We start from the raw sequence: 10652 nt of genomic DNA on the forward strand, positions 1-10652 counted from the left end.
AGCTGAAGCGGGCCAACGAGATACTGAAGGCCGCCAGTACGTTTTTCGCCGCCGAGCTCGGCCAGCCCCGGACGAAGTAGTCGCGGTGGTCGACCACCTTCGCGACCGCTTCGGGGTCGAGCCGGTGGTGTGCTGCCGGTGAGCTGGCGTTTTCCGGGCCGGGTCAGCCGGCCATCGCCAGGTTGTGCATGAGGGCGATGCCGTGGGTGGCGTGCTGGACGCCGTCGCGTTTGCGGCGACAGTTGCGCAGACCTCCGATAGGTGTTGGGGTCAAGCTGCGGTTGCTTCGGCTGCCGGAAAAGCCTTGGTTTGGTCGTAGGCCTCGGCGGTCTGGAGGCAATGGTGCAACTGCCCCAGCATCCGGTTGAACAGATGGCGTAGGGCTGCGGGATGGCTGTCGCCGGTATCTCGGCGTCGTTGGTAGTGGGCTCGTGCGGGAGCGGAGTTGGTCATGGCCATGAAGGTCCAGACGTAGCCGACCGCGGCCAACCTGTTGTTCTTGACCAGGCGGCGGGTGATGGAGACGCTGCGCCCGGACGCTCGGGTCACCGGTGCGGATCCGGCGTAGGCCTTCAGGCCTCGTGCATCTGAGAACCGGGCCCGGTCATCGCCGATCTCGGCCAGAACGCGGGCGCCGCTGATGTCCGCGAGGCCCGGGAAGCTGGTAATGATCTCGTGGTCGGGGTGCTGCCGGAACGCCTCGGTCGCCGCCTTGCCGAGTTCATCGACGCCCGAGCAGGCTGCATCGAGCACGCTCAGCAGGGCAAGGGTGTTCTTGCCCATCGCCTCTTCGACCAGTGGTGGCTGCCGCATCTGCGGACAGCGCAGCGCCAGCTGCAGCTTGGCGGCGAGTAGCTCGACATTGCGCCGGCGCCCGCCGCGGCGCAGCGCCGCGGCGATACGAGCCAGAGTGAGTTTCGCGCCCCTGCCTGGTGTCGGCGCGGTGGCCAGTAGCACGCACATGTCAGCACCGGTCAGACTGTTTGAGCCGTGGACGGCGAGAGCGTCAAGGAAGCCCGGGTAGTACTCGCGCAGCAGCGACCGCAGCTCCTGGGCGAGCTTCATGCGCCGCCAGGTGGCGTCCTGGTGGGCGCGAGCCAGCACTGCGATGGAGCGGACAAGGTCGCTGTCAGCAGGAAGCGGACGGTGCGCGTGGGCATCAGTGCGCAGGATGTTGGCCAGCACCAAGGCATCGGCGTGATCACTTTTGGAGCGTGCGACCGTCCAGCGCTCGCGGTAACGGGCCACGGCGAGCGGATTGATCGCATATACCGGTCGGCCGGTAGCCCGCAGTTCGGCCACCAACAGCCCGCGGGCCGTCTCAATCGCCACGGGGATCGGCTCCTCACCGCTGTCCCCGGCCTCGGCCAGCAGCTCGAGCAACTCGGCGTAACCGTTACTGCTGTCCTTGATGCGCCGTTTGGCGATGAGCGTGCCGTCTTGGCCGACCAGCGCGATGTCGTGGTGGCCTTCGGCCCAGTCGATGCCGCAGTACACACCTCGGTGTTGTGCCGTCACGTATCGATCTCCGTTCGTTCAGGGGGTGTCCGTGCTGGTCACAGACCCTGACGAGAACGCGCGGCGCCCTAATAGCAAGGCTCATGGCCTGACCTCCGATGAAGCCGTTCGCGATCTCAGCGACGCGCACGGTTCCGGTCTTGCGCAATGAGAGCTCAGAGCTCGGAACTCCGCTGAGGTATGGACCGTGCGAGCGGGCTGCAACCACGACCAGCAAGTGCACCGCAAGGCGGCAGCGAGGGGGCGGACGTTCCGCAACGTCTCTCGTCAGACGCTGGTCAACAAGCGGACCTCCGGCCTGCCATCCACGCCAGGACGTAAGCGCCGAACGGTCCGAGGCGGGTCAGGCTGCCCGTCTGCGCAAGGGCTTCAGCACCGGGATGTTCCAAGGCATCCCTGCCCCGCCTCAGGCCGTTCGAGCTCTATTAGGGTGTTCCACCACTTCATGCGCGCGAAGACGTGCTCGACGCGGGCGCGCACCCGTTTGTGGACGGTGTTGAGTTGGTCCTGCCAGGCGGGCAGCTCGCCGCTGTCGCGGGGACGCCGGTAGGGCATGATCACCTGCCGGTTTCCCCGGTAACCGCCGTAGGCCATCACATGCGCACCCCGGAACGCGGTATTGGCACCTGAATCGCGGAACGCGGTGCAGTCGTTGTGATTGCCCGGCACCGGACGTCCGACCGCGACCGCCAGCCAGGTGTTGGCGTCGATGACGACCTGCATGTTCACCGAGTACCGGTAGTTCTTGGACGAGGCGGTGACCGTCCGGTCGTGGACGGGCACCAGCGTCCCGTCCACGATCAGCACCGTGTCCGGACTGTGCCGGCGGGCGGCCGGGGCCAGTGCGAGCAGCGGCGCCAGGTGATCCACGACGCGGTGCGCGGCGGACTTGGACACCCCGAACAGCAACGCGACCTGCCGCAGCGTCAGGTTGGTGCGGTAATACACAACGATCAGCAGCACCCGGTCGGCCAGCGGCAGACTCCACCGCCACCCGGTCCCGGTCTGCTCACCACCCCGACCTGCAACGACCCGCACCAGACGCCGGAACTGCCGCACCGACAAGCCGGTGAACACCGGCACCCACTCGTCCCGATCCGCCCCGATCACCTGCTCCACACCAAGATCAACGATCTTGATCGCCGGCGTTACGGGACAGCCCTTAGCGAGACCAGCACGGGATCTCCAGCCGGTACGGTCCCGCCGCTCAGTACAGCAACGCCGACACGTTCGACCTCCGCCGCGACGAGGTCTCCCAGATCGCTTTTGGGCACGGCCCGCACCGCTGCCTCGGCGCCCAGCCGGCCCGGATGGAGCCTCAGGTCGCCCTCGGCGCGCTGCTGCAGCGGCTTCCGGGTCTGCGGGTCGCCGGAACCGAACAGGACATCGCCTGGAAGACCGGAACGGTCACACGTGGGCTCCGCCCGGTTGTCGATCACCTGGGACAGGCCGTAGGCCGCCACCGGCCGAACGGAGGGGGATCAGTTGTCCCCACAGGACTGCGCTGACATCTCTCAACCTGATCGATTGCGGCGCCATCCGATGGCCGGACAGTTCCACCTGTCGGCCATACGCACAGCAGCCCGTCCGGAACAACCACGAGCAATAGCGCAGACCGAAGAACAGCGCAAAGGAGTACCTGTGGGAAGCCGAAATCGAGCTCCAGTTCAGCGGCGACGACCGACCGCAACCGAATAGACCACCAACGATGCCTCTCGCAAGTCCCTACTATCGCTAAATTTCCCTGGCGAAATCGTTAGACTAGGAGTCGACAACAATGGCAGCGAATTCGGGCACCCCATCAACCCGTCGGCGACGGACGTTCGCGCGCGTCATGGCGACGGCGACGGTTGTCGCTGGCGCCTTGATGACCACCGGCGCCGTTCAGGCCGCATGGGCCGCCGGCGACCCCTCGCCCAAGATCGTCGGTGGGGGGCCGGCGGACCAGACCTACCCGTTCATGGTCTCGATTCAGTATTCCCACAACGGAGACCCGGACTCCCATCGTTGCGGTGGCGCTCTGATACGGAAGGAATGGGTGGTCACCGCCGCGCACTGTGTCCAAACGAGCGGCTCGGACTCCAGCACGTCCGTGCCGTTGGATCCCGCCCTCCTGCATGTCCGGATCGGCTCCAACGACCGGACCGCGGGAGGCACCGTCTCGTATACCGACAAGATCGTCGTGGCCCCCGGCCACATCAACTACCCGGATAGGGAACTCGGCGGGGATATCGCGCTCCTCCACCTCACAACCGCGCAGTCCGCGGTGAAGACCATTCCCATGGACGTCGTGCTTCCCAACCCGGGGGTCGGCGTCCGGGAGATCGGCTGGGGTTACACCTCCAACGACGACAGTGATCCCAGCCAGCTGCCCACACAGTTGCAACAACTCGACACCACGGTGCTTCCGGCGAGTACCCGGAAGTGCCATGTCGACGAGAACGGAAGCGACGCCTGGGGAATCCGGCCGGGCGACATCTGCGCGGACAATCCCGACGGCGTCCGCGGGCCCTGCGGAGGTGACTCCGGCTCGCCACTCTTGATGCGCGTCAACGGCCACTGGCGGCTCGAAGGCGTGGACAGTCGCGGCGTGAGCGATGTCTGCGGAGGCGGCCCGGACATCTATACGGGCGTCGGGCCCAACGCCGGCTGGATTAACAGCGTCGTCTCCTAGAGACGGTCACCAGGCCGAGGTCGGCGCGGCAGGCAGTTCGACGTCGAGGTCGTTGCGATCAACGATGTGGCCCCCCGGCCCTCGATCTCGCAATACGGCGTCCGCCTGGCGACAACCTCTGAACTCAAGGAGTTTGGAGCTTTCGTTGTTCCAGGGGCAGAGTCGGATGTCGTCGGCGACGTCACCGAGCTGAATGTCCTGCCCTGCAGTCTCGATGACGCCCGCAGCCTTAAACGAGCCACTTGCTTGCCGAAAACCGTTGATGACCGGGCGGGGGCCGACGGGGGCGGAGCCCCCGTCGGCCCCCGCCCGGCATTTGGATGGGTCCTGGAACCGTTTGCACCTCCCGGTGCTAGGACCCGCGTCCCGGAGCGCACTCTCCTCCTCCCGCGCTGGGGGCGTGATCTACGACGGCGAGCAGCGCTGGGGCACCTGGATCGCGCTCGACGCGCTGGTCACGGAAAACGACCGGTCGTCCTGTCCGGCTCGGGCTTGAGCGGACGCCGCCTGCCGCCCTGGTTCGACCGACTCGGCCTCCATCGACCTCCGCAGCAGAGCGATGTGTTCGTCCAAGATCTCTTCCAGGTCCAGACGGACCTGCCGCTGGCACTCGTCGATCGTCTGCTGGCACATCCTGTGCATGACCATCGCTTCGTCCCAGACCTTCGCCGCGATGCCGAGCGCCAGCGCAAGGGCCTGGGCGGCAGGACGGCGCTCCATGCCCGCCAGCTCCGCTGCGACTCGGTCCTCCACGTAGACCGTCATCAGCCCTACACGCACGTACGGGGTGCCGTGCTCGAATAGCCGGTCGGCGAACAGGGTGGAGATCAGCCGGCCCATGGCCTCCGGCCTGGCCGAATAGCCCATCGGGCCGGGCGCCGTCATCACGGCGCCCCCACCGTGCGGAGTGCGGCCTTCACCTGCACGACGGCCTCGGTCGGGTTGTCGGCCTCGCACAGCCAGACCCCGCCGCCCCAGCTGAACCACCAGCGGCCATCGTCGCTCGTGCGGCGGTTGCACTCGATTGCGACCCCGCGGGAGTCTGGACCCGTGGTCACGCGCAATCGCCTTTCGCTGACGGGCTCCGTGACGAGCTTCTGGCCGCGCAGCAGGTTGGCGAGGGTGACCAGGTAGCGCGCTCCCTCCGAATGGTCCGGTTCGGTGGTGTGCACCCGCTGCTCGGCTCGCGCGGGTCCGTTTGCCGACGGGGCGGCCTGGCCTGCACCCTGGCCACTGATGTACTGGCGAACGGTGCGCAGGTTTGGCGGGCCGCCCGTCCCCAGTTCGGCGACCACCTCCAGCTCCGGTTTGAGGTACCGCCGCGGCGACCGTACGGAGTCCTGCACGACCGAGATCAACCCCTCTTCCTCCCAGCGCACCAGCACGCCGGACTGCAGGCCAGTGAGGTCGAACGCCTCGCGCACGGGGATCCACGGGCCGTCAGCCGTGGTCATGCCATTGATCTCAGCGACCTTGCCGAGATGTACGCGAGGATAGTCCGAAATCGCCAAGGTCATGCCGCCGCTGCCTCTCCCATCTCGTTCCCGATTTGCTGTGCTGCCGCGCCCGCGTCATTCACCGGGCAGATCGACTCGCCCGTGTGGACGTTGTAGAACCACCACGTCCCGTCCCGGCCGTAACGGCAGCCGATCGTCATGGCTCGACCTGGCAGGCCCAGGGGAATTATGTTGAGAAATGCAAATCCCTGAAGTACGGCGAACGCGGTGACGATGCCGTCCAGAGAGGTGAATGCCTAAAGGCTGTCCCGTGACGCCGGGCCGATCTAGATCGTTGATCTTGGTGTGGAGCGGTGATCAGGGCCGATCGGGACGAGTGAGCCCTTTTCAACCTGCTGCGGTGGCTGCGGGGCTGGGCTGACAGACGAGTGAAGCCTCTGGTAGATGGGTTTTCGACCAAGAAGACCGGCTCCACCAGAGGCTTCGCATGCTTGTCTACCCGTCTGGCATCGAGGTGTCCAGCGCCGCCCTGCGCCACCTATCTCAGCGCCTGCGGGAACACCGCCGCGCCATCGGCACCCGGTGGCGGCGCCTGCCCGCTGGCCGCCAGGCCCTGCTCGTCCTCGCCCACCTGCGCAACGGGCACACCTACGCCCAACTCGCCGCCGGTTTCGGAGTCGGGATCACCACCGCCTACCGGTACATCACCGAGGCGGTCGAGGTCTTGGCCGCTGTGGCCCCGACGCTCGCCCAGGCGGCCCGGACGGCGTCGACGAAGGCGTTCGTCCTGCTGGACGGCACGCTGCCGCCGATCGACCGGGTCGCCGCCGACCGGCCCTTCTACTCGGGAAAGCACAAGAAACACGGGATGAACGTGCAGGTCCTCGCCGATCCGGCCGGACGGCTGCTGTGGGCTTCACCGGCCCTGCCCGGGGCCGTCCACGACGTCCGCGCGGCCCGCGAGCACGGCATCATCGACGCCCTCGCCGCAACCGGCGTCTCCTGCTGGGCCGACAAGACATCCCATGCGGTTAGCGTGTCAAGCCGCGGCGAGGGTGCGGACTGCGAACGCGGTGGCCTCCTGGTAGGGCTGTTGGGTGTGCAGGCAGTGGTGCAGGCAGCCGAGCAGGCGGTTGAAGGTGTTGCGCAGCGCGGCGGTGTGGCTGTCACCGGCCTGGCGTCGTCGCTGGTAGTGAGCGTGAGCGCCGGGTGAGGCGGTCAGCGCCGAGAACGCCCACTGGTAGCCGGCGGTGGCCAGACGCTGATTCTTGACGCGCCGGTGCATCACGATCACGCGCTTGCCTGAGGCGCGGGTGACCGGGGCCGCCCCGGCGTAGGCTTTCAGGGATCTGGCATCGGCGAACCGTGAGCGATCATCGCCGATCTCGGCGAGCACCCGGGCGCCGGTGAGTCGACCGAGACCGGGCAGGCTGGTGATGATCTCGGAGTCCGGGTGCTGGTCGAAAGCCTCTTCGGCGGCTGCCGCGAGTTCTTCGGCGTTGACGCAGGCGGTATCGAGGGCCCGCAGCAGCGCCACCGCCCTGCGGCCCATCGCCTGCTCGACCGGTGACGGCTGACGCAGATGCTCACTGGTCAAGGCCTGGTGGATGCGGGCCGCCCGGGCGGTCACGCCGCGTTGCCGACCGGCCTGGCGCAACAGGTCGGCGATCTGCTGCACCGACATTGCCGCGGCGGCGGCCGGTGTCGGCGCCGCCGCCAGGATCGCGCGGGCTTCGGGGCGCACGATGCCACCTCGGGCATCCCGGAACGCCGCCAGGAAGGCCGGGTAATACTCCCGCAGCAGCGAGCGCAGCTTGTTGTGCGCCTGGGTGCGGTCCCAGACCGCGTCCTGCTGAGCGCGCGCCAGCACGGCGACCGCTTGGGCGAGTTCGGAGTCGGCCAACAACGCCCGGTGCGCGGCCATGTCGGTGCGCAAGATGTTGGCCAGCACCATCGCATCGCCGTGGTCGGACTTCTTGCGTGAGACCGTGTGCCGTTCCCGGTAGCGGGCCACCGCCATCGGGTCGATGACGAACACCGGCCGCCCACTGGCCCGCAGACAGGCCACCAGCAGCCCCCGCGAGGTCTCGACCGCCACCGGGACATAAGCGTCCGGGCCGTCACCGGCCTGGGCGAGCATCTCCAGCAATCGCCCGAACCCGGCCGCGTCATCACCGATGCGCTGCCTGGCCACCAGCCCGCCGTTGCCATCGACGATCACCACGTCGTGGTGCTGCTCGAACCAGTCGATACCGCAGAACACCGCATAGGCATCACCCCAGATCATCGCGTTGCGCTTGTGCCGGCCGTGATCACGGCGCGGCCTAATGACAGGACTCGTAGTCCACCATCCCACTAGCGGTTCGTGACCTCAGGCACTCGCAGGGCCCTCCCACTTACTCAAGGGCTCATCGGCCCCGGGTACACGCAAGAGACGATCCTGCGAGCGGCTCAAGCCACGCGTACCAAAGGCCCGACCCCGTCATGGTCGGAACGGACCGACCGCTCTTGTCGCGGCGCTGCCAGCGTCGCCTACTCACAAGATCTCCACCGCCGACCACAAGGCCGGGCCTGCCTGCGCTCATTAGGCGTGCCACTCCGCCGACCATCGAACCTGGGTGCGTGCGGCGACGCGGAATCGTGTCCGCGCCTCGCCCGGCCCGGCATCGAGTCCGGCGAGCGCCTCGGCCACCACCGCTGGGTGATCGAACGAACGCTGGCCTGGCTGCTCGGCTACCGGCGCCTGCCCATCCGCTACGAACGCCACGGCCACCTGTTCAACGCCTTCCTCGTCCTGGCCGCCGCCATCACCTGCTACAAGGAGCCTTTTCCACCTTGATCGTGCGGGTCACGGGGTGGTTGCGGTGGGTGGAACTGGCTGATGACGCGGCGAGGCCCCTGGTAGATGCGAAGTCGACCAAAACAACCGCCCTGCCAGGAGCCTCTGGTGTTGTTCTACCGTGCTGCGCTGGATCTGTCGCCCACAACCGGTGCCTTCGTGACTGAGCTGATCGCGGACCACCGTGACCGGATCGGCTAGCGTTGGCGGGCGCTCAAGCCCGGCCGACAGGCGCTGTTGGTACTGGTGCATCTGCGCTGCAACGAGACCTTCGCCCCCTGGCAGCGGCGTTCGGCGTCGGCATCGCTACCGCGCACCGCTACGTCACCGAGGTCATCACGCTGCTCGCCGAGCAGGCCCCCGACCTGCACGAGGCGATACGTACCTGCCGGCGCAAGGCCTACGTCATCCTGGACGGCACCCTGGCGCCCATCAACCGGCTCACAGGGGCGAACGACCGGCTGTACTACAGCGGCAAGCACCGCCGGCACGGGATCAACATTCAGTTCCTCACCGACCCGCACGGCCGGCTGATCTGGGCGTCACCGGCGTTGCCCGGCTCGACTCACGGCCTGACCGCAGCCCGCGTCCACGGCATCATCGACGCGCTCACCGACCGCGCGATCGCCTGCTACGCCGACAAGGGATACGCCGGTGCGGGCGGTGCGGTCGGAACGCCGTACAAGCGCAGGAAGGCTCACAAGCTCGGCAAACGTAAGAAGCTGTTCAACCGGCACCACGCCAAGCCCCGCGCGCTGGGCGAGCAGGGCGCCGCCACCCTCAACAACTGGCACATCCCGCGGATGGCCCGCTGCCCGCCCAGCCGCCTGACCGCCATCGTCCAGACCATCCTCTCCCTCCACCACCAGGGCAGAGGAAGTTGGAATTAGCTCAAGAAACTCGCCAAACAGCCCACATGAGACGCACTCTTAGTGCGGTGGAACCCTTTTGTGGGTGGAGTGGGATAAGATGTGGTTTAATGATCTATTGGACGCCAAGGAGGCCATGTGCGGATGTCGCCACAAACGGCAGATGCCGTTACTGACGAGCACGTAAGGACCGCGCGCATCGGTGAAATCGACGCCATTCGAGGCGTATCTTTGTTCGGGATAACCATCGTTAACACGATAGGCGTCACGAACATGCCCGTTCCGACTGGAGAGCATCAGCGCGGGGTGGGGTATTGGATATATGAGCTGCTACTCCATCAGCGCTTCTTTCCAATTTTTTCACTTCTATTCGGCCTGAGTTTCGGCATAATTTTGCGGAACGCCAGAAAGAAGAAGCGGCATCCACGGGTCATGCTATTGTTCCGGCTCCTTTTCCTCCTGCCATTCGGCCTGGCTCATCAGGTTCTGCAGCCGAATGAGATACTCCGGATGTACAGCGTGATCGGGATCTTTGTCATGCTGCCTCTTTCCTTCCTTCCGGCGGGTGGCGTGCTGGCGCTCGGGATTGCCGGAACCGCGGCAGCTGTGGCCCTTAAGGGCGGCGCCCTGCTAATTCCGGGGCTCTTACTGATTGGCCTGGCGATGGAGAGCAAGATCGATTGGCTGTTGAAATTGCCGACGAAGTGCATCTTCCTGGGGCTTGGAGTATTTGGGACGACAGCCGGTGCGCTGGATGCATGGCAATGGAGCTCCGGAGCCTCGGAATACTCGGTACTAGCCGCAGCTGCAGGGGTTGCGACCGCGGCAAGTTACATGATCGCCATGGTGCTCGTGATGCGGACTCGCGTCCGGCCGGTTGCGTTCAAGATCGCGTTGGTAGGAAGGATGGGACTAACGAACTATCTTGGCGCCTCAGTGCTGATCGTGGTGATCAACAGGTATGTGCAACTGGAAGCAGTGCCCGCATATAACAAAGCCTTTGCTGTGGGCTGTTGCGTATTTTTAATTGAAGCCACGTTCAGTTGGATTTGGCTGCATTATGCTCAATATGGCCCATTGGAATGGATCTGGCGAGCTTTGACGTGGGAAAGCTCATCCCTAATCAACGTCTCTCGATCGAAGGTCTGACCAGCGAGAACACCCTCTTACTGGGCGTTTCATCCTGCGAGTTCCGTTTGATTCCGGGTCAGGTGCCCCGCCATGTGGGAGTGGATTCGCCGGTGAGGCGGCGGCTCATGAGGTCGATCATTGCGAGGTGGATCATGGCGGTGGAA

The 10652-nt window shown here is 66.2% G+C and carries 8 protein-coding genes and 3 pseudogenes; 6 read left to right on the forward strand and 5 right to left on the reverse strand.

What is annotated here, in order from left to right; all coding sequences use genetic code 11:
* Positions 1–270 precede the first annotated feature (270 nt).
* Together F8568_RS46085 and F8568_RS46090 are read right to left on the reverse strand one after the other, a co-directional pair.
* Positions 271–1518, reverse strand: coding sequence for an IS110 family RNA-guided transposase (locus tag F8568_RS46085; RefSeq protein WP_151600499.1), 1248 nt, complete (start codon positions 1516–1518; stop codon positions 271–273).
* Positions 1519–1887: 369 nt separating this feature from the next.
* On the reverse strand, positions 1888–2637 hold the full coding sequence (locus tag F8568_RS46090) for a transposase family protein (RefSeq protein WP_160574032.1): 750 nt from the start codon (positions 2635–2637) through the stop codon (positions 1888–1890).
* A 140-nt stretch (positions 2638–2777) separates the two neighbouring features.
* On the opposite strand from F8568_RS46090, the gene F8568_RS46095 reads away from it, so the two are divergent.
* Together F8568_RS46095 and F8568_RS46100 are read left to right on the forward strand one after the other, a co-directional pair.
* Entirely contained in the window at positions 2778–3026 is a 249-nt protein-coding gene (locus tag F8568_RS46095) for a cytochrome P450 (RefSeq protein ID WP_328601328.1), read from the forward strand.
* A 269-nt stretch (positions 3027–3295) separates the two neighbouring features.
* Positions 3296–4192, forward strand: coding sequence for a S1 family peptidase (locus F8568_RS46100; RefSeq protein ID WP_202126171.1), 897 nt, complete (start codon positions 3296–3298; stop codon positions 4190–4192).
* A 405-nt stretch (positions 4193–4597) separates the two neighbouring features.
* On the opposite strand, the gene F8568_RS46105 is transcribed toward F8568_RS46100, so the two are convergent.
* Together F8568_RS46105 and F8568_RS46110 are read right to left on the reverse strand one after the other, a co-directional pair.
* Entirely contained in the window at positions 4598–5080 is a 483-nt protein-coding gene (locus F8568_RS46105) for a hypothetical protein (protein ID WP_151600502.1), read from the reverse strand.
* Entirely contained in the window at positions 5077–5709 is a 633-nt protein-coding gene (locus tag F8568_RS46110; RefSeq protein ID WP_151600503.1) for a hypothetical protein, read from the reverse strand. The genes F8568_RS46105 and F8568_RS46110 overlap by 4 nt, the downstream gene beginning before the upstream one ends.
* A 427-nt stretch (positions 5710–6136) precedes the next feature.
* Here F8568_RS46110 and F8568_RS46115 point away from each other — a divergent pair.
* Positions 6137–6667: pseudogene (locus F8568_RS46115) on the forward strand (transposase family protein); the annotation flags it as partial.
* 21 nt (positions 6668–6688) lie between these two features.
* Here the strand turns inward: F8568_RS46115 and F8568_RS46120 are convergent.
* On the reverse strand, positions 6689–7933 hold the full coding sequence (locus tag F8568_RS46120) for an IS110 family RNA-guided transposase (RefSeq protein WP_328601329.1): 1245 nt from the start codon (positions 7931–7933) through the stop codon (positions 6689–6691).
* Positions 7934–8293: 360 nt separating this feature from the next.
* Between F8568_RS46120 and F8568_RS49265 the strand changes: the two are divergent.
* The 3 genes and pseudogenes from F8568_RS49265 to F8568_RS46135 form a co-directional block, all read left to right on the forward strand.
* A pseudogene (locus F8568_RS49265) lies at positions 8294–8488 on the forward strand (transposase); the annotation flags it as partial.
* A gap of 108 nt (positions 8489–8596) precedes the next feature.
* Positions 8597–9378: pseudogene (locus F8568_RS46130) on the forward strand (transposase family protein).
* Positions 9379–9501: 123 nt separating this feature from the next.
* Positions 9502–10506 carry a DUF418 domain-containing protein gene (locus F8568_RS46135; RefSeq protein WP_236010163.1) on the forward strand — a complete coding sequence of 335 codons (1005 nt, stop codon included), beginning with the start codon at positions 9502–9504 and terminating at the stop codon, positions 10504–10506.
* The last annotated feature ends 146 nt before the right edge of the window (positions 10507–10652 follow it).

The organism is Actinomadura physcomitrii, assembly GCF_008923205.2.
GTDB lineage: Bacteria > Actinomycetota > Actinomycetes > Streptosporangiales > Streptosporangiaceae > Spirillospora > Spirillospora physcomitrii.

What these genes read in the sequence shown, in the direction of transcription:
- F8568_RS46110 (WP_151600503.1), bottom strand. Translation starts at nt 5,709, where the DNA reads ATGACCTTGGCGATTTCGGACTATCCTCGCGTACATCTCGGCAAGGTC.
- F8568_RS46100 (WP_202126171.1), top strand. Translation starts at nt 3,296, where the DNA reads ATGGCAGCGAATTCGGGCACCCCATCAACCCGTCGGCGACGGACGTTC.
- F8568_RS46135 (WP_236010163.1), top strand. Translation starts at nt 9,502, where the DNA reads ATGTCGCCACAAACGGCAGATGCCGTTACTGACGAGCACGTAAGGACC.